Annotated in this window: 17 protein-coding genes; all 17 read right to left on the reverse strand. The window is 46.1% G+C overall.

Going from position 1 to position 20,622, the window contains the following annotated elements:
• Positions 1–22: 22 nt before the first annotated feature.
• Positions 23–376: a 30S ribosome-binding factor RbfA gene (rbfA, locus tag C8268_RS01445; protein WP_106766024.1), complete on the reverse strand. Its 354-nt coding sequence runs from the start codon at positions 374–376 to the stop codon at positions 23–25.
• 19 nt (positions 377–395) lie between these two features.
• A complete protein-coding gene (infB, locus tag C8268_RS01450; RefSeq protein ID WP_106766025.1) occupies positions 396–2,990 on the reverse strand; it encodes a translation initiation factor IF-2 in 2,595 nt (864 codons plus the stop codon).
• Positions 2,983–3,339 carry a L7Ae/L30e/S12e/Gadd45 family ribosomal protein gene (locus tag C8268_RS01455; RefSeq protein WP_106766026.1) on the reverse strand — a complete coding sequence of 119 codons (357 nt, stop codon included), beginning with the start codon at positions 3,337–3,339 and terminating at the stop codon, positions 2,983–2,985. The genes infB and C8268_RS01455 overlap by 8 nt, the downstream gene beginning before the upstream one ends.
• Complete coding sequence (rnpM, locus tag C8268_RS01460; protein ID WP_106766027.1) at positions 3,299–3,607, reverse strand: RNase P modulator RnpM; 309 nt, start codon at positions 3,605–3,607, stop codon at positions 3,299–3,301. Before rnpM ends, C8268_RS01455 begins: the two co-directional genes overlap by 41 nt.
• Positions 3,608–3,631: 24 nt before the next feature.
• Complete coding sequence (nusA, locus tag C8268_RS01465) at positions 3,632–4,729, reverse strand: transcription termination factor NusA (RefSeq protein ID WP_106766028.1); 1,098 nt, start codon at positions 4,727–4,729, stop codon at positions 3,632–3,634.
• Positions 4,730–4,761: 32 nt separating this feature from the next.
• Complete coding sequence (gene rimP, locus C8268_RS01470) at positions 4,762–5,223, reverse strand: ribosome maturation factor RimP (protein WP_106766029.1); 462 nt, start codon at positions 5,221–5,223, stop codon at positions 4,762–4,764.
• A 195-nt stretch (positions 5,224–5,418) separates the two neighbouring features.
• Entirely contained in the window at positions 5,419–9,732 is a 4,314-nt protein-coding gene (locus tag C8268_RS01475; RefSeq protein WP_106766030.1) for a PolC-type DNA polymerase III, read from the reverse strand.
• Positions 9,733–9,906: 174 nt separating this feature from the next.
• Positions 9,907–11,355, reverse strand: coding sequence for a proline--tRNA ligase (gene proS / locus C8268_RS01480; protein WP_106766031.1), 1,449 nt, complete (start codon positions 11,353–11,355; stop codon positions 9,907–9,909).
• Positions 11,356–11,577: 222 nt separating this feature from the next.
• Positions 11,578–12,852, reverse strand: a complete 1,275-nt coding sequence (rseP, locus tag C8268_RS01485; RefSeq protein ID WP_106766032.1) for an RIP metalloprotease RseP — start codon at positions 12,850–12,852, stop codon at positions 11,578–11,580.
• Positions 12,853–12,979: 127 nt separating this feature from the next.
• Positions 12,980–14,119, reverse strand: a complete 1,140-nt coding sequence (locus C8268_RS01490; protein ID WP_106766033.1) for a 1-deoxy-D-xylulose-5-phosphate reductoisomerase — start codon at positions 14,117–14,119, stop codon at positions 12,980–12,982.
• Positions 14,120–14,138: 19 nt separating this feature from the next.
• Complete coding sequence (locus C8268_RS01495) at positions 14,139–14,939, reverse strand: phosphatidate cytidylyltransferase (RefSeq protein WP_106766034.1); 801 nt, start codon at positions 14,937–14,939, stop codon at positions 14,139–14,141.
• Between the two features lie 19 nt (positions 14,940–14,958).
• On the reverse strand, positions 14,959–15,726 hold the full coding sequence (locus C8268_RS01500; RefSeq protein WP_106766035.1) for an isoprenyl transferase: 768 nt from the start codon (positions 15,724–15,726) through the stop codon (positions 14,959–14,961).
• A gap of 70 nt (positions 15,727–15,796) precedes the next feature.
• Positions 15,797–16,351, reverse strand: coding sequence for a ribosome recycling factor (frr, locus tag C8268_RS01505; protein ID WP_106766036.1), 555 nt, complete (start codon positions 16,349–16,351; stop codon positions 15,797–15,799).
• Complete coding sequence (pyrH, locus tag C8268_RS01510) at positions 16,351–17,079, reverse strand: UMP kinase (protein WP_106766037.1); 729 nt, start codon at positions 17,077–17,079, stop codon at positions 16,351–16,353. Before pyrH ends, frr begins: the two co-directional genes overlap by 1 nt.
• Before the next feature lie 346 nt (positions 17,080–17,425).
• Complete coding sequence (gene tsf, locus C8268_RS01515) at positions 17,426–18,076, reverse strand: translation elongation factor Ts (RefSeq protein WP_106766038.1); 651 nt, start codon at positions 18,074–18,076, stop codon at positions 17,426–17,428.
• Positions 18,077–18,235: 159 nt separating this feature from the next.
• Positions 18,236–18,934 carry a 30S ribosomal protein S2 gene (gene rpsB / locus C8268_RS01520; RefSeq protein WP_106766039.1) on the reverse strand — a complete coding sequence of 233 codons (699 nt, stop codon included), beginning with the start codon at positions 18,932–18,934 and terminating at the stop codon, positions 18,236–18,238.
• Positions 18,935–19,242: 308 nt separating this feature from the next.
• Positions 19,243–20,600 (reverse strand): IS3 family transposase gene (locus C8268_RS01525; protein ID WP_106766040.1). Its coding sequence is split into 2 segments (ribosomal slippage): positions 19,243–20,147 and positions 20,147–20,600, totalling 1,359 coding nucleotides; the frame shifts between segments, so codons are not numbered across the junction.
• Positions 20,601–20,622 lie beyond the last annotated feature (22 nt).

Below are 20,622 nucleotides of genomic sequence, written 5' to 3' on the forward strand. Positions count from 1 at the left end.
CTCCTTTATAAAACGATCTTTTCTAATCTTCTTTGTGCTCGCCGATTTCACCCAGCAGCTTCTCAATTCGGCTGCCGTATTCAATGGACTCGTCAAACTTGAAGATCAGCTCCGGCACATGGCGGAGACGAATTCTTTTACCTAGCTCTGAGCGGAGAAAGCCCGTTGCTTTCTCAAGGCCTTTCAAAGAAGTTGCTTTTTGCTCCTCATCACCGAGTACACTAAGATATATCTTAGCCTGTGACAAGTCGTTTGTCACATCTACTCCGGTTACAGTGATAAAGCCAATTCGCGGGTCCTTCATCTCCGTCTGTATAAGCTGGCTCAGTTCTTTCTTGATTTGCTCGCCGACGCGTCCTGCTCGGATTTTAGCCATGTCTGATCACCTCTTTATGTTAGCGCTCCACCGTTTCCATGATAAAGGCTTCAAAGACGTCTCCTTCTTTAATATCACTATAGTTTTCCAAGGTAATACCACATTCATAACCTTGTGCGACTTCTTTGGCGTCATCTTTAAAGCGCTTGAGGGAATCGATCTTGCCTTCATGAATTACAATGCCGTCCCGGACCAGACGGATTTCAGAGTTGCGTGTTATCTTGCCGGAAGTAACCATGCAACCTGCAATCGTGCCCACTCTGCTGACTTTGAATGTATTCCGCACTTCAGCATGACCGATCACATTTTCCTTATAGATCGGGTCCAGCATGCCTTTCATAGCTTGTTCAATCTCTTCAATCGCGCTGTAAATTACCCGGTGTAAGCGGACATCCACTTTTTCCTGTTCAGCAGTCTGTTTTGCCTGTGTATCCGGACGCACGTTAAAGCCGATGATAATCGCATTCGATGCAGCCGCCAAAATAACATCGGACTCCGTAATCGCACCTACACCGCTGTGAATAATTTTCACGCGTACGCCTTCTACTTCGATTTTATTTAACGATCCCTTCAAGGCTTCAACAGAACCTTGTACGTCACCTTTAATAATGACATTGAGATCCTTGATTTCCCCATCTTTAATATGCTGGAATAAATCATCCAGGGTAACCCGTGTATTCGTGTTTAGCTCGGATTGCCGCTGTGTAATGGAGCGTTTATCGGCAATGGAACGGGCTTTACGCTCATCCTCAAATACCATAAACGGATCTCCTGCCCCCGGCACTTCGGTCAAGCCTGTAATCTCTACCGGAGTTGAAGGGCCTGCTTCTTTCAGACGGCGCCCCTTATCGTTAACCATAACACGAATACGGCCAAAGCAGTTGCCTGCCACGAAAGCATCACCGACTTTGAGAGTACCATGCTGTACGAGAATTCTTGCCACCGGTCCTCTACCCTTATCAAGCTCAGCTTCAATAACGGTACCACGAGCCCGTTTATCCGGGTTAGCTTTATACTCATTTACTTCAGCTACAAGCAAAATCATCTCAAGCAAGTCCTCAAGACCCATGCGCTGCTTCGCGGAAACATTAACGAAGATCGTATCCCCGCCCCACTCTTCCGGAACAAGCCCATGCTCGGTTAATTCCTGCTTCACCCGATCCGGATTCGCTTCAGGCTTATCGATTTTGTTCACGGCTACGATAATTGGCAATCCTGCCGCCTTGGCATGGCTGATCGCTTCAACCGTCTGCGGCATAACACCGTCATCCGCCGCAACCACGATGATCGTTATGTCTGTCACTTGAGCCCCGCGCGCGCGCATCGCCGTAAACGCTTCGTGACCCGGTGTATCCAAAAATGTAATCTTTTTGCCGTTGATCTCTACCTGGTAAGCACCGATATGCTGGGTAATACCACCAGCCTCACCGCTCGATACATTCGCGGACCGAATCGCATCCAAAAGCGTTGTTTTACCATGGTCAACGTGACCCATAATAGTTACAACCGGAGGACGTTCACGCAGATCCTGCGGATCATCAACCTCTTCAATCGTTTCAAAGCGGTCTTCCTCAACCGGAATTTTTACCTCTACCTCAACACCGAACTCTCCGGCCAGAAGTAAAATCGTATCAATGTCAAGTTCCTGGTTGATCGTGGCCATCACGCCGAGGAAAATCAGCTTCTTGATCACCTCGGAAGCGTCCTTGTGAAGCAGCTTCGCCGTTTCACCGACGGTCATGTTGCCACGGACGATAATTTTCTTCGGCGTGTTGTCGATTTTCTCACGAGGCGGCTGCTGGTTTTGATTCCGTCCGCGATTATTCTTGCCTCCGCGATTGTTACGATAGCCCCCTTGACGGTTATCGTCAAACTTTTTGGAGCCAGAACGATTGTTGTTATTGTTATTGTTGTTGTTGTTTCGGTTTCCGCCACGGTTTCCAGCATTGTTATTGTTGGAATAACCGCCCGAACGGTTGGAGTCGGAACGACCTCCACCTTGAGAGCGAGCTGCGCCTTGTCCAGCTCCTTGCTGAGAACGGGAGCCTCCCTGCTGACCAGAGCCTTGCGCACCTCTGTTACGATTGTTTTGTTGATTTCCTTGGGAAGATCCGGTATTGCCGGTTCTCCGGGAATCCTGATTGCCTTGCGAGCGTTGAGTGCCCGATGTATTTGAAGTGTTTTGATTTCTGTTGTTCATACTTACCTGCTTTTCCTGTTGTTTTTTAGGCTGTCCTTTTTCCTGTCCTTGACCAGATGGTCTTTGACCTTGATTCCGGCTGCCGCTTTGCCCACTGCGACCGCCTTCGCTTTGAGGAGTTTTTACCTGAGTGTTTTCCGTTGAAGCGGTGTTGCCAGCTCCCGAGGTTTTCGGATTTCGGCCTCCGTCCTTTGCCGACTCTGATTCTCCCCGCTTGGCAGCAGCATTCGATTTAATATCTTTAAAGAATTGCTCCACCTTAGCTACCGTCTCCCGCTCCATCACACTCATATGATTATTCACCGGAATGTTCAGACGCTTGAGAATAGTAATAATTTCCTTACTGCTCATATTCAACGACTTGGCATATTCATATACACGAAGTTTATTGTCTTTATTTTCCTGTTTACTCAATATACTCCACCTCCGACATTATCCCCACTTGCTTGGAGATCATTTCTGCGAATCCTTGATCCGTCACTGCCAGCACAACTCTTTGTGGTTTACCTACACTTGTGCCCAGTCTTTCCCGGTCAAATCCGATTACCAGAGGGATTTTGTAAGTTCCGCATTTATCACGAAACTTTTTTTTTGTATTATCTGAGGCGTCACCCGCCAGAATGACCATTTTTGCTTCAGAAGACCGGATTACTTTGAGCACGATCTCATCGCCGGTAACCACTTTACCAGCCCGCATGGCAAGACCCAAATGAGAAAGCGCCCTATTCGTCATCAGCACTCTCCTTCGCTGCCAGAAATTCATCCTCTACCTTAATGAAATCCTGTGCCAGTTGCTCATAAATTTCAGATTGAACATGATGCTTTAAAGCACGGTCAAGCGCTTTGCTTTTGTGTGCAAGCTTAAAGCAGGACAATTTCCCGCACAAATAAGCGCCTCTGCCCGATTTCTTGCCCGTCAGATCAATCATGACCTGATCATCAGGTGTCTTAACGACACGGATAAGCTCCTTCTTAGGCATCATTTCCTGACAAGCCACACATTTGCGTAGCGGTATCTTTCTCTGTTTCAAAGCTAACACCCCCGCCTATTTACATTAATCGACGGAGACAGAATCCTGATGCATTTCACCCGAGAGTGTTTTCGGTCTGCCGTATTCCTGCTCCGCCTGACTCTCGCTCTTGATATCGATTTTCCAACCTGTCAGTTTCGCCGCAAGCCGGGCATTCTGACCTTTAATCCCGATCGCCAAAGACAACTGGTAGTCAGGAACGATAACGCGAGCCATCTTCTCATCTTCAAAAACTTGAACCTCAAGTACTTTAGAAGGACTGAGCGCATTGGCAACATATTCCTCAACTTGCTCCGAATACCGTACAATGTCTATTTTTTCACCGCGAAGCTCGTTGACAATCGTCTGTACGCGCATGCCTTTTGGTCCGACGCAAGAGCCGACAGGATCAACCTCCTCATTGCGGGAATAAACAGCGATTTTAGAACGGAAGCCCGCCTCTCGTGCCACGGAACGAATTTCAACGACACCGTCAAAAATTTCAGGAACCTCAAGCTCAAACAGGCGCTTTAAAAGCCCCGGATGCGTACGGGACAACATGATTTGTGGTCCTTTCGTCGTATTCTCGACCTTTGTAATGTACGCTTTAATCCGGTCCCCGTGCTTGAACTTATCATCGGGCATAAGTTCGGTGAGCGGCAGAACCGCTTCGATCTTGCCCAGGTCAATATAGATGTTACGTTGATCTTGACGTTGTAGAGTCCCTGTTACGATATCATCTTCCTTGTCGATAAAGGCATTGTAGATCAGGCCGCGCTCAGCTTCACGAATACGCTGTGTAACGACCTGCTTAGCCGTCTGTGCTGCAATACGTCCAAAATCCCGCGGAGTAACTTCAATCTCAGCGATATCATCGATTTGAAAATGCGGGTTGATATCACGTGCTGCAGGCAGCGAAATTTCAGTGCGAGGATCGAGAACCTCTTCCACGATCAATTTACGGGCATATACCTTGATGACTCCGGTATTGCGATTCATATCCACTCTTACATTCTGAGCGGCATTGAAATTGCGTTTATAGCTGGAAATGAGTGCCGCCTCAATGGCTTCAAACAGCACATCCTTGCTAATGCCCCTGTCTCTTTCCAATTCATTCATAGCTTCAATAAAATCCATACTCATTGAAAATCAGTTCCCCCTTTCAAAACTTCCGTCTAAAAAATGATGGCCAATCTGGCACTGGCAACTTTTGCATATGGAATAACATGCTGCTTCTTACCGACTCGGATCACAAGCTCTTCATTCTCAAAAGACTCCAGCTTGCCTTCAAATTCCTTCATTCCATCCACAGCCTCATAAACCGTTACGAAAACATCTTTACCGACGGATTTGGCAACGTCTTCTTTCTTCTTTAGCGGGCGCTCGGCCCCAGGTGAAGATACTTCGAGAAAGTAAGCAGTCGGAATCGGATCGTTCTCATCCAGCTTTTGGCTTAGGTATTCGCTGATCGAGCCGCAATCGTCAATATCGATGCCGCCTTCCTTATCCACAAAGACCCTTAAAAACCAATTGCTGCCCTCTTTTACATACTCCACTTCTACCAGTTCAAAGCCGTGCTCATTCAGATACGGCTGCACCATTTCTTCCACAGTCGTTTTAATCTTCGGTGTGCTCAAAGAACATAACCTCCAACACTTTCATTTCCTATATACCAAAGAGTAAAGAGTGGGTTGCCCCACTCTTTACACAACGGTTTTATCTCCATGATTACCAAAAAAATTATAACATAGTCTGGCAATAGTGACAAGTATGAGTCCTTGACTGTCAATTTGTCAAGAGGTCTGATGAACCCCTTTATTTCAGGCGTTTTTCTAAAAGAGCGAAAGCTGGTTACTCTCCGGCAATCCTCGGAAGCAGCCCATTTGAGTAAGCAGCTCGATCGCCGTCTTACTTGCTTTGGATTTCTGCTGAAAATCTTCAATGGACAGAATTTCACCAAACTCTCTTGCAGCCGCGATATTTCGAGCTGCGTTCTCACCAATTCCCTGCAAAGCGGAAAATGGCGGAATAAGCGAATCCCCGTCCACGGTAAAGCGCACAGCATCAGAACGATACAGATCGATGCTCTTGAAGGATAAGCCGCGAGCCGTCATTTCCAGCGCCATCTCCAAAATAGGAAGCATGCTCTTTTCCTTCGTGCTTGCCTGAAATCCGAGCTGCTCGATCTCAACAATCCGCCGGTGAATGGCATCATAACCTTGACAGCATAACTCGATATCAAAATCCTCTGCGCGAACCGAGAAATACGTCGCATAAAATTCAATCGGATGATAAAGCTTGAAGTATGCGGTGCGCACGGCCGATATAACATAAGCAGCTGCGTGAGCCTTCGGGAACATGTACTGGATTTTAAGACAGGAATCAATGTACCACTGGGGCACTTTACATCTCTTCATTTCGTCGATCCATTCCTGTGTCAATCCCTTACCTTTACGAACGCTCTCCGTAATCTTAAACGCAAGTCCAGCATCCATCCCCGCTTTATAAATCAGATACAACATGATGTCGTCGCGACATCCGATTACCGTTTTAATGTCACATGTACCGTTCTTGATCAGCTCCTGGGCATTGCCCAGCCATACGCCTGTTCCGTGCGACAATCCAGAGATTTGCAAAAGGTCGGCAAAGCTTGACGGCTGAGACTCAACCAACATCTGCCGTACAAATTTTGTACCCATTTCAGGAATCCCGTATGTTGCAACCGGGGAACGAATCTGCTCCGGCGTAACGCCAAGCGCATCCGTGGAGTTAAACAGACTCATGACCTTCGGGTCGTTCATTGGAATCGTCGTAGGGTCTACCCCCGTCAAATCTTGAAGCATACGCATCATGGTCGGATCATCGTGCCCCAGAATATCAAGCTTCAGCAAGTTCGCATCAAAAGCATGGTAATCAAAGTGAGTTGTCTTCCATTCCGCCTTCACATCATCAGCCGGGTACTGTACCGGAGTGATATCCTCCACTTCAATGTAATCCGGAACGACAACGATACCGCCCGGGTGCTGTCCGGTACTGCGCTTTACGCCGGAGCAGCCCCCCGCAAGCCGACTAAGTTCAGCACCGCGCCAACGCTTATGATGCTCTTCTTCATATTTCTTGGCAAAACCGAAAGCTGTCTTTTCTGCAACTGTACCGATCGTACCGGCGCGAAAGACGTTCTTCTCGCCAAACATCACCTTCGTATAGTTATGCGCATGCGGCTGATATTCACCCGAGAAGTTCAAATCGATATCCGGAACTTTATCTCCTTTAAACCCTAGAAAAGTCTCAAACGGAATATCTTGCCCCTCGCCTTGGAGGTTCTCTCCGCATTTCGGGCATGCTTTAGTCGGAAGATCAAAACCGCTTCGTACGCTGCCATCAAGAAACCATTCACTATACTTGCAGTCCGAATTTTTGCAGATGTAGTGAGCTGGAAGGGGGTTAACTTCGGAGATCCCCAAGAAGGTAGCCACCACTGATGACCCGACAGAACCACGGGAACCGACCAGGTATCCATCCTCATTCGACTTTTTGACCAGTTTCTCGGAAATAAGATAGTTCGCTGAGAAACCGTATTTAATAATCGGCTCCAGCTCCTTCTCCAATCGAGCGACTACGACCTCTGGCAGGTCTTCGCCGTATATCGATTTCGCCGTTTCATAACAGGTGTTGCGGATTTCCTCATCCGCTCCTTCGATAATCGGAGTAAACAGCTTGGATGGAAACAGCTCCATTTCTTCAAACCGATCTGCCAGATCATTCGTATTTTTCACGACGATTTCATATGCCTTCTCTTCGCCTAAATATTCGAATTCCTCCAGCATCTCTTCCGTCGTTCGAAAATGCGCATCCGGCTTGCGGATGTCTTTCAACGGGCTAAATCCCGTAATACCATGGATCGTAATATCACGGAACAGCTTGTGACGCGGCTCCAGATAATGAACGTTACCTGTTGCAATTACCGGCTTGTTCAATTTCTCGCCGATACGGATCACTCGCCGGATTGCATCCTTCAGATCATCCGTGCTTCCAACCAGACCTTTATCTATAAGATGCATGTACATCGTCAGCGGCTGCACTTCAAGAACGTCATAGAATTGAGCGACTTCTTCTGCTTCTTCTTCCGTTTTGTTAAGAACCGTCTCGAAAAATTCGCCCTTCTCGCATCCTGACAGGACAATAAGCCCATCCCGCATATCCTCCAGCTTTGACTTTGGAATACAAGGCACTCTTTTAAAGTACTCTGTATGCGATAGAGAGACCAGCTTGTACAAATTTTTCTTGCCTTCCGGATTTAATGCGTAAATCCCGCAATGAAAAGGCCTTGAGTTCGATAAATCCGTACCGACATAATCATTCAGACGATCTAGCATCGTAATGCCCTTCAGCTGCTCTGCATCTTTAAGGAGCCCGTTCAAAATGCCTGCTAAAGCGATCGTATCATCAATTGCCCGGTGATGGCTTTCCAGTAGAACTTTATACTTATCAGCAAGAGTGTTCAAACGGTGGTTCTTCATACCGGGATGAAGGAGCCGTGCCAGTTCCAGCGTATCAAGACAAGGATTGTCGAGTGTCTCCATACCTGCCTTCTTCAATGAAGCCTGAATAAAGCCCATATCAAATCTGGCGTTATGTGCGACCAGAACAGCATCCCCGACAAATTCCACAAAATCTTTAAGGACAGGCTCCAAATCTGGAGCATCCTTTACCATTTCATCCGTAATATTAGTCAGCTGCTGAATATGATACGGGATTTTTTCATGCGGGTTAACGAACGTTGCATATCTGTCAATCTCCTGGCCTTCATGCATTTTCACCGCCGCAAGTTCAGTAATCTTGTTTCGCGTAATCGAAAGACCGGTCGTCTCAATATCAAATACGATATATGTCGCATTATTCAACTCGATCGGCTTGGCCCGTTCCACCACATTGACCGCATCGTTAACGACGTTAGCCTCAACACCGTATATCATCTTGATCCCATTCTTTTTAGAATGCTTATCAGCATCAGGATAGGACTGAATGCCGCCATGATCACTGACCGCAATGGCTTTATGACCCCAGTCGGCAGCTGTTTTTATATATTTATCGACCGACGTTACCGCATCCATCGTACTCATCGTTGTATGAAGATGGAATTCCACTCGCTTCACTGGCGCATGATCTTTCCGTGAAGGCGGAGCTTTAACTTCCACAAGATCCGAAGGGATCATCACAAGTTCAGGAACCTGCATAAACCGGTCGTACTCAACCCGGCCGCGGGCTTTCACCCACTTACCATCAGCAAGCAGGCTAAGCACTTTCAAATCATCTTTGGTCTTGGCAAACATCTTCATCTGCAGTGAATCTGTAAAATCGGTAAGGTTGAATATGAAAAGCGTGCTGCCGTTTCGAAGCTCCTTGCGATCAAGACCAAATATCGTGCCCTGTATCGTAATTTTCTTCTCCTCGTCCTGGATCTCTTGAATCGGAACAGGCTGATCCTTAATGTCATAGCCTACTTGAAGCCTAATATCCCCCTCTTCTTCATCAGGCAGGTTCTCAGCTTCCAGGCTGGACATAATTCTTTCAATCGCCTCACGTTCTTCCTCACGCTTCTTCTGCTCGAATTCTTCATAAGCTGCCAGTCCGTTATCACTCTCGCCCATTTTCACACGAAGATCGAGAGTAAAGTACTGACTGAAAAACTTCGAAATCGCTGCATCAATCTGTTTCTTGCGTGCAAGCTCGAGAGACATGCTATCCGACATCGTGAGCTTCAGCTGACCTTCTTCGACTTCATACTGGGCTCTTGCCATCCATCCATTGACCGATGGAATTTCCCGATGCACCCATTCCAGGAAAAGACCCCAATACTCCTGAACGACGTCCGCTTCACGAACTGCACCCTGATATCGGAATACAAACTTGACCTTGGCGATATGATTCATTTTCTCTTGGATTCTTAAGCAAAACGTCCGATATACTTCTGACGGCACAAGGGTTTCCTTCAAGATTGTAATGATCCATTCCTTGTTGGTGCGACTGATCTCTACCCGTTCAATCAAACCGTCCAAAAAATAAGGATCAATTAAACTTGCCGGCACCTCTCCCTGCTTCATCAACAGTTCAAACCGTTTTCTCTTCTCTTCCGCCACGCTCACTCGTTCCCTCCCCTTGCTAACGAAAAAACCAGATGAGTTCAATTCAAAGGAAAAGCTTCCGGGGCAGCACCCATTCGTCCTGTTGCCCACAGAGCGTCATGCCATCCAGAAGCTTTCCGGAATATTGATTTTCGTTATGGTTCTAACATTTGGTGTAACTATTACTCTATCACATTAATAAGCTCTTGCGAACAGCACGGTATGCTTCGCCTCTTCACCACAAACAAGACAAGCCTTCTTGTGTTCGGCCGGTTGAAATGGGATGTTACGGCTGGTTGCACCGGTTTCCTGCTTCACCGTATCCTCGCAAGCCTCAGAACCGCACCACCCAGCCAAGGTAAAGCCGCGCTCTTGCTCCATGCTTTCCTTCATTTCATCCAATGTATTTACCGAATAGAAATGATTTTCACGGAATTCTTTAGCTCGATCATACATCTCTTGATGTACCTGATCCAACATCGCCTGAACTTCCTCTACCAGATTCGCTTGCTGCACAACTTTCTTCTCCCCGGTAACTCTAGATACCAGCACACAAACACCGTTCTCCATATCACGAGGCCCGATTTCCAGTCGAACCGGAACCCCCCGCATTTCATACTCGTTAAACTTCCAGCCTGGACGAACATCCGTATTGTCATCAACACGAACCCGAATGCCTGCTGACTTCAGTTCACTGAACAGTTCGTCCGTGCGTGCCACAACCGCTTCCCAGGTCTTTGGAGGTCCAATCGGAATCATAATAACCTGTGTCGGAGCAACCTTCGGAGGCAGAACCAATCCGCGGTCATCGCCGTGAACCATGATCAAAGAACCGATCAATCGTGTACTAACTCCCCAAGAGGTGGTATATGCATACTCCAGCGTATTCTCACGATTCAAATATTGAATTTCAAACGCCGTGGAGAAATTAGTTCCCATATAATGAGAAGTACCCGCCTGTACAGCACGTCCGTCTTTCATCATCGCTTCAATAGAATACGTATCTACCGCCCCGGCAAACTTCTCAGAAGGTGTCTTCTGTCCTTTAATAACCGGGATCGCCAAATAGTTCTCTACGAAATCAGCGTAAATGTCCAACATTTGCATCGTTTCCGAACGTGCTTCCTCTTCGGTCTCATGAGCCGTATGTCCTTCTTGCCATAAGAACTCGCTCGTCCGCAAAAATGGCAGCGTGCGTTTCTCCCAGCGAACAACGTTAGCCCACTGGTTAATCAGTACCGGTAAATCGCGGTAGGATTGAATCCACTTGGAGTACATATGCCCGATCATCGTTTCAGATGTAGGGCGAATAGCCAAGCGCTCTTCAAGCTTCTCACCAGCTGCTTCGGTTACCCACGGCAGCTCCGGATTGAACCCCTCGACATGCTCTTTTTCCTTTTGAAAAAAACTCTCTGGAATAAACAGCGGGAAATACGCATTGCGATGGCCCGTCTCTTTAAAACGGCGATCCAGCTCCTCTTTTATATGCTCCCAAATTTCAAAGCCGTCCGGTTTGAAAACGATGCAGCCCCGAACCGGTGAATAATCCATTAAATCCGCTTTTTTAATGACATCGATATACCAACGCGAGAAGTCCTCTCCCTGCGGCGTAATTTCAGTCACAAATTGTTTATCCTTAGACATAAGAATACTAATCCTCCTATATAAAACATCAATTATGTAATTGATCAAACCAAGCGTAAACGGCTTTGGCGTCTTTGATGGGTACAACTTACCTTCGCGGGTGAAATCTAAGATTAAGGGGTTGTGCCAAACTTACACTTTCTTAGAATTTAAAAATCAAAACATGTTTCGAAAAAAATTTACGGCTCTGTGCGGCTTTAGCACCGAGCCGTAAATGAATGGTTAGCCGTTAATCAAACGCAATATATCATTATAGGTTACGGCAATCATCAAGAGAAATAACATCGCGAAGCCGATAAAATGCACCATACCTTCCTTGTTTGGATCAACCGGCTTGCCGCGAAGTGCTTCCACTCCAAGAAAGATGAGTCGGCTTCCGTCCAGTGCCGGGATCGGGAGAAGATTGAATATTCCCAAATAAAGGCTCAATATGGCAGCCCACTGGGTAAGCTGATCAATTCCGCTCTTGGCAATCTGTCCGGTAACCTCAAACGTACGAACCGGACCTCCCAGATCGTCCATTGAGAATTTCTCAATCAACTGTTTAAATCCGACGAAAATGATGTTGGTCGTTTCCACCATCGCTTTTCCTGATCCGGTTATCGTTTCTGTAAATCCGGCTTGACGAGTCGGCATTTGGGCTACGATACCAACCTTTCCGCCTTCTTCTCCTTTTACAGTACGCGGAGTTAAAGTTACATTAAGCACCTGATCTCCACGGCGAATCGTCCACTCCATTGGCTTGTCCGCGGAAGCCGATGTAAGCTCGATTATCTTTTGGGCATCCGCACCGATTGGTGTACCATTAATCGACTCGACAATGTCACCTTCCTGAAGGTTCGCTTCATCCGCCGGCATGCCCTCGCTAACCTTCCCGATCTGTACGTAAGTCGGATTTTCAACCGGAAGACCTACCATCTGAATATAAACTGCAAACAAAATAAACGCCAATATAAAATTCATCGCCGGACCGGCAAAAATAGCAAGCGCACGCTGTCCGACCGATTTGCTTCCAAACTGACGGTCCTTAGGAGCGATCTGTGTTTCTGTCCCCTTGGCTACCATCATCGCTTGAGGATGAACCTCATACTGCTGAAATTCGCCGTCTACATCCAGACGCAGAGAAAGGCGCTCTTCCAGGTCGATAAACTGAACCTCGCCACGGATTACGTTCTTGCGATTATCCAGCTGGTCCAGATAAATTCGCTTCACTTGATTTTCATTGTTCAACCTGACAGCTATCGTCTGCCCGGTTTGAATTTCAATCAGCTCTGGATCTTCACCCGCCATTCGGGCATAACCTCCAAACGGGAGAAGACGCAGCGTAAATTGCGTTTCGTTACGTTTATACGAGAACAGTTTCGGTCCGAAACCGATCGCAAACTCCCGAACCAAAATACCAGCTCTTTTGGCGAAATAATAGTGCCCCCATTCATGCACCGTTACGATGACAAAAAACATGAGCACCGTTAAAAAAACGACCTGCACCATTTCCAATATTGACATCCCCCTTTTCCTCTGAGAACGCAGTATGTCCCTATAGATTATCATTATTCTCTTATCTGCCACAAGAGAATCACATGCTGTCAGCTTTTTTAGGGAGAATTCAAAATTGTCTTAGAATCTACAGACGTGCGGCAAGTTCACGGGCACGCTTATCACTTTCTTCAATGGCCTCCAAAGCCGGTTCAGGTATATTATCATGCTTGTCCAGTACTTTCTCGATAATATCCTCAATCTGCAGGAAAGGAATTTCTTTCCGCAAAAAGCGGGAAACCGCGATTTCATTGGCAGCATTAAATACCGTTGGTGCCGTCCCACCCATTTTACCACAATCATAAGCAAGCCTTAAACATGGAAAACGATTAAAATCCATTTCACTGAAATGAAGCTTAGCGGCTTCAGCAAGAGACAATGATGTTGAAGGTGAAGGCCAACGCTCCGGGTACGTGAGCGCATATTGAATCGGCACCCGCATATCTGGATTTCCAAGCTGTGCAATGATACTGGAATCCCGGTACTGCACGAAGGAATGAACGATACTTTCCGGATGCAGCAGCACTTGAATCTGTTCATACGGCAGGTCAAACAACCAATGCGCCTCAATAACTTCCAAGCCCTTGTTCACCATCGTCGCTGAATCTATCGTTACTTTTGCACCCATAGACCAGTTCGGATGCTTCAAAGCATCTTCAACGGTTACATGTTTCAGTTGTTCCCGGTTCAGGTCACGGAAAGAACCGCCAGATGCCGTAAGAGTGATGAAGTCAACATCTTCACGTCGTTCGCCGTTTAAGCACTGAAAAATCGCTGAATGTTCACTGTCAATTGGAATGAGTTCGACCCCTTTTGCTTTGGCTGAAGCTGTAACCAAGTGCCCGGCTGTTACAAGCGTTTCCTTGTTAGCCAGGCCGATCGTTTTGCCCGCCTCAACTGCAGCTAGCGTAGGTGGCAATCCCATGCTTCCGACTACAGCTGTTACCACCATTTCCGCTTCTGTTCCTGCAGCGACCTCGATCAATCCCTCTTGCCCATAGAATACCTGTATGGATTCAGGGATTAATGGACGGACCGTTTCGGCCAGTTCCTTGGTGGCTACCGAGATTTTCTTCGGCTGAAACTCTTTGCACTGCTGGATCAGCAAGTCCACATTACTTCCTGCTGCAAGCCCTTCTATCTGAAAGTGATCGCGATATTTCGATACGACATCCAATGTCTGGGTTCCTATGGAACCTGTGGAACCGAGCACACTAATTTTTTTCATTTCTGCATCTTTCCTTTCATCAGTATGGCAGGAGGCTTAACATATGTACAAACGGAAATACAACAATCCAGCTGTCACAACGATCCAAAATCCCGCCATGACCTGGCAAGAGATTGCCGGAATCTTTAATTCCGTATACACGCTTATAGGCAGATTGCACAAGATCCCCAAGCTGTCCAATGACCGCACAAGCAAGCCCGATGATCAGCGCATTACTAAATGGTAGCAAACCACCAGAAACAGCTGCAAAAACCATCGCCGTAACGACAGCGATGACGACACCGCCAACCGCCCCTTCGATCGTTTTGTTCGGACTGATTGCCGGCCAAAGCTTGTTGCGTCCAAGCTTTCGTCCTACAAAATAAGCTCCCGCATCACTAGCCCAAATGGATACCAATAAAAGGAATGTCCAGAACAGACCGTTTCCATCCGGTGTATTCCGTGATTCCGCAATGTACATAAATCCGATTCCAACATAAACCGAAGCCAAAAACAGAAGTGATACTTGCTGAATGCCCACTCTGTTCCTGCTCAGCACTGTAACGAGCAGGAACAGCAGCATCAACAGCCAAATTCCACTTCCCCATGAGAGAGGGAACGTAAGGTTCAACAGTCTCCATGGGAATACAAACATCAGAACACCAAGATATCCAATGACTGCCGTTCCACCGAACGGTGCAACCTTTGTCATCTTAACAAATTCATAGTAACCGATCAAAGCCATAGCAAGAACGAGAAGATGATACCAAAGACCGCCCATGAAACATAATCCTAAGAAGACAGCTCCCGCTATAATTCCGGTAATTATTCGCTGTTTCATAACGTCCTATCCTCCATAACTACCTCAGACCGCCGTAGCGTCTTGTTCTGTGTTGATACTCAGCCACGGCCTCCCGCAGATGTTCACCGGTAAACTCAGGCCAAAACACGTCGGTAAACCACAATTCGCTGTATGCGAGCTGCCACAGCATGAAGTTGCTGAGCCGCAGTTCACCGCTCGTTCGAATCAGCAAATCCGGATCTGGCAAATCGCCTGATAGAAGCCGCTTGCCTATCAGTTCTTCCGTAATATCCTCAGGCCGAAGGGTCCCATCGCCAATGTCCTGCCCCAGAGCTTTGACACATTCGGTGATCTCCTTGCGGCTGCCATAATTCAACGCAAAATTCAAAACAAGCCCATCATTATTCGCCGTCCTGGATACCGCTTCTTGCATGGCTTCCAGCGTATGCGAAGGAAGGTCTTCCGGATAGCCCATCATCGTTACCCGGACATTTTTCTCTATCAATTCCTCCAACTCAATCGCCAGAAACTCCTGCGGAAGCCTCATCAGGTAATCGACCTCATCCTTGGGACGCTTCCAGTTTTCCGTTGAAAAAGCATACATCGTCAAAATCTTGATCCCCAAATTATCCGCTGCAATGGTTGCCCTCTTGACAGCCTTCATCCCGTTCTGGTGCCCAAAAACACGCGGTAATCCGCGTTTTTTAGCCCAGCGTCCGTTGCCGTCCATTATAATGGCCACATGATGAGGGATGTTGTCCGGTGAAATCCGGAGCGACTGCTGACTTTTCTCCTGATTCAACCACGATCGAACCCGTTTGATCATTCCATTTCCTCCAGGCATCTTTCTGCAAAAAAGAGACAAACCCCACCATTACCGGAGGGGCCGAAGTCTCTTATACTTCCATGATTTCTTTTTCTTTAGCAACGAGCACCTTGTCGACTTCCGCGATATATTTATCCGTAGCTTTCTGGATATCATCCTGATGTCTCCGGGATTCATCCTCGGAAATATCCGTTTTTTCCAGTTTTTTAATGTCGTCGTTGGCATCACGGCGAATGTTGCGGATGGCCACTTTCGCTTCCTCGCCGAATTTCTTTGTCATTTTCACCAATTCTGTTCTACGCTCTTCAGTAAGCGGAGGAATCGACAGCCGGATTTGATTGCCATCATTTGCCGGCGTCAATCCAATATCAGATTTCATAATCGCCTTCTCAATGTCACCAAGAGAAGATTTATCCCACGGTTGAATCATGAGCGTTCGAGGGTCTGGTGTCGAGATATTAGCCAATTGGTTAACCGGAGTTGGCGCTCCATAATATTCTACTTGAATACGGTCAAGCAGTGATGCGTTAGCTCGGCCGGCGCGCAAAGTAGCAAGATCACGTTTCAATGACAAGATCGCTTTTTCCATGCGCTCTTCTGCATTCTTCTTAATCGTTTGTGGCATTAGTCTACACTCCCTTTAACGATCGTTCCGATCTTTTCGCCAAGAACGACTCGCTTAATATTACCTTGCTCTGTAATTGCAAATACAATAAGCGGAATATTATTGTCCATGCACAATGAAGATGCCGTAGAATCCATAACACCCAGGTTTTTATTTAGCACCTCAAGGTAAGTAAGCTGCTCATATTTCTGAGCCGTTTCATCCTTGAAAGGATCAGCGGAATAAACGCCATCGACTTTATTTTTCGCCATCAAAATAACTTCAGCTTCGATTTCTGCAGCTCTTAGAGCAGCGGTTGTATCGGTTGAGAAGTACGGATTGCCTGTTCCTGCCGCAAAAATGACAACACGGCCCTTCTCCAAATGACGAATCGCTCTGCGACGAATATACGGCTCAGCGATTTGCTGCATTGAGATCGACGTCTGAACCCGAGTAGGCACTCCGATCTGCTCCAGTGCATCCTGAAGGGCCAACGAGTTCATCACCGTTGCCAGCATTCCCATATAATCCGCTGTAGCCCGGTCAATGCCGTTCGCACTGCCCGCAATGCCGCGCCAAATATTACCGCCGCCACACACGATTGCAACCTCTACACCAAGCTCAACAACTTCTTGAACTTGCTGTGCGATAGAAGCAATCGTATCCGCATCGATTCCATAACCGTTTTGGCCTGCCAGGGACTCCCCGCTGACCTTCAAAATAACTCGTTTAAATACAGGCTGTTCCAAATGATTACCCTCCACTTTTAAGACGGCGCCTTGTTTGAAAGACGCCCGTTTAAAAAACGACAGACAGACGCACTGCACTGCTTGACGGCTTATAAAAAAATCGGGTAAAAACATCCGTTTCGCAAAGGAAACGCCTATCGACACACCTTCAAGAAAGAAGACCGCCTTTAGATGAGGTTATTCTTGCGATATAGGGAAGCCGTCTTCCATAATGTTTTTACCATCCTATATCTCGGATTTCAAGCATAAATGTAAGTAATTTGAAATAAATACTTGCTTTTATTTCAAAAAGAAGGAACACAAAGTGTTCCACTCTTTTTGAAAAGCTATCATTAGCCTAAAGGGCTTATCTATTCACCTGAGACATAACTTCTTCTACGAAGTTGTCCTGCTTTTTCTCAAGACCCTCACCCAGCTCATAGCGAGCAAAACGACGGATGGAGATATTTTCACCGATCGTGCTGACCTTCTCGTTCAACAATACATTGATTGTTTTGTCCGGATCTTTCACGAAAGATTGATCAAGCAAGCAGTACTCTTCATAGTACTTATTGATACGGCCTTCAACCATTTTTTCAACGATTTTCTCAGGTTTGCCTTCATTCAGCGCCTGAGCTCTCAAAATTTCTTTTTCCTTCTCAAGCTCTTCTGTAGGAACATCTTCACGACGAACATATTTCGGGTTTGCCGCTGCGATGTGCATAGCGATATCACGTGCAAACTCTTTGAACTCATCGGTCTTGCCGACAAAGTCAGTTTCGCAGTTGATTTCAACGAGAACGCCGATACGTCCGCCGCCATGGATATAAGATTCTACTACACCTTCAGTTGCGATACGTCCAGCTTTGTTTGCAGCTGCGGACAGACCTTTTTCACGAAGAAGCGCGATTGCTTTTTCGATATCACCGTTTGTTTCATCGAGTGCTTTTTTACAATCAAGCATCCCTGCCCCTGTTCTTTCACGAAGCTCTTTTACCGCACTAGCTGTTACTGCCATTGAAATTCCCTCCATCTGAATATTTTCACTTTATTGCGCAGGTGCGCTGTGATCTCACACTTTTTTGCATTCTGACCTTAAAAAAAGGGCAGTGAGAGGTTATCCACCTACCAACCACCCTTTTTTCATTTAATTCATTGTTTATACTTGCAACCGTTATTAGGCTGTTGTATCTTCACCTTGGTGAGCTTCCAGAACGGCATCAGCCATTTTTCCTGTCAGCAATTTAACAGCGCGAATCGCGTCATCGTTACCTGGAATTACATAGTCAATTTCATCCGGGTCACAGTTGGTATCTACAATACCGATGATTGGGATGCCCAGTTTACGTGCTTCAGCAACAGCGATACGCTCTTTGCGAGGATCGATGATGAACAAAGCGCTTGGCAGACCCTTCATGTTCTTGATACCGCCTAGGAATTTTTCAAGACGATCTTTCTCTTTACGGAGAAGGATAACTTCTTTCTTAGGCAATACTTCGAATGTACCGTCTTCTTCCCACTTCTCCAGCTCTTTCAAACGATTGATACGCTTTTGAATGGTTTCGAAGTTGGTCAAAGTTCCGCCGAGCCAACGTTGGTTAATGTAGTACATACCGCAACGCTCTGCTTCTTCTTTCACGGAATCTTGAGCTTGTTTCTTGGTTCCAACGAACAGGATTGTTCCGTTTTCGCCAGCTACGCTTTTTACAAAGTTAAAAGCTTCTTCTACTTTCTTGACCGTTTTTTGCAGGTCAATAATGTAAATACCGTTTCTTTCAGTGAAGATATATTTGTCCATTTTCGGGTTCCAACGACGAGTCTGGTGACCAAAGTGAACCCCAGCTTCCAAAAGCTGTTTCATGGAAATTACTGCCATCTCCACACACCTCCTGAATTTGGTTTTTGTGTCCTCCGCCAGGATCATTTCCCGTCAAGACTTCCAGTCGGAAGCACCCTTAACGAAATCTCCCAGCGTGTGTTTTAACACCGTCAATTATAATATCATAGTTGGGGGGCATATGCAATGTTATAAGGCCAGAAGAAATGACTTTGTTCCCTATTTTAAAACGCACTTTCCGTTATTGCCGGGAAAACCTGCAAAAGTCTGAAAAATGCACATTCTTATTATAGAAGAAAAACCGTCCAAACCTGAAGTGACCCCATAAAGTTAGACAGGTTAATTCTTTAGGCGACTTGTTGTGCATGAGTTCGGTACTGTACCGGACTCATGCCTTTTAGTTTCGCCTTAATTCGCTTGTGATTATAATAATCGATGTATTTTGATAGCTCTTGTTTAAAATGCACGATACTTTCAAATTCATTTACATAGAGAAATTCAGATTTCATAATGCCAAAGAAGCTTTCAATGACGGCGTTATCGTAGCAGTTACCTTTGCGGGACATACTTTGTTTGATGCCACGTTTTTCAAGGGCATGACGATACTGTTTCATCTGATAATGCCAGCCTTGGTCAGAATGAATCAATAGCTCATCTTTATCCGTTAGATACTTAAATGCTTGATCTAACATCTTGGAAATAAGGGAATAGACAGGTCTTGAACCAATTGTATACGTAATAATTTCGCCATTATATAGATCTAGCATGGGAGATAAATATAGTTTTTCTCCAAACAATTTAAACTCTGTTATATCTGTAACCCATTTCTCATTTGGCTTTTCAGCGTTAAAATCGCGTTCTAAAATGTTTGGTGCAATCTTGCCAACCTCGCCTTTATACGAACGATATTTCTTCATACGTATCAGGCACTTTAACCCCAATACCTTCATCAAGCGCTGCACTTTCTTATGATTAACATGGTGTCCACGATTCACTAGCTCTTCTCGAATACGACGATAGCCGTAGCGCCCTTGGTGCTCCTTGTAAATCGCTTGAATAACGTCTTTTAACTCAGCATCTTTGTCAGGCATACTAAACGTTTTTACCATGTAATAATACGTGCTTCGAGGGATATCCGCTAACTGTAGGAGTGCTTTCACCGAGAATTCGTTCCTTAGTTCATAGACGACTTGGGCTTTGTCTTTTTTGGTGATTTTTCCTTGTTTTGAACTAAGGCATTCAACTTTTTTAAATACGCATTCTCCATACGCAAACGCTCTACCTCTGCTTGTAAAGCCTCAACGGACCCTTCTGCTAACGTTTGATTCTTCTGTTCTTTTGAATCCTTTTTCATGGAGGGACGCCCCTTTTCCTTTGGTTGTAGGGCGTCTATTCCTCGTAATTCTAAGCTTCTTTGCCAGCTTAAAATGGTACTATGACTTGCAATATTAAATACCGCAGCCGTTTCTCTAACAGACAACCCATATTCATTCATATGATTAAGTATGTCTAGTTTATCCTGTACGGAATACGGTGTATAGCGCTTTTTAAAAACTTCTTCACCATGATGCTCAAATAGTTTAATCCAATGTAATAGGACGGAGTGATGGAGTCCAATGGACTTAGCAATTGATTTCAAGCTTTCCGATCCATTTTGATAACGGATAACTGCTTGTAATTTTTCGTCTGAACTAAACTTAGCCATAAAAAAACTGCACCTCCAATTG

It is taken from the genome of Paenibacillus faecalis (genome assembly GCF_900289175.1).
In the GTDB taxonomy this organism is placed as follows: domain Bacteria; phylum Bacillota; class Bacilli; order Paenibacillales; family Paenibacillaceae; genus Paenibacillus_AQ; species Paenibacillus_AQ faecalis.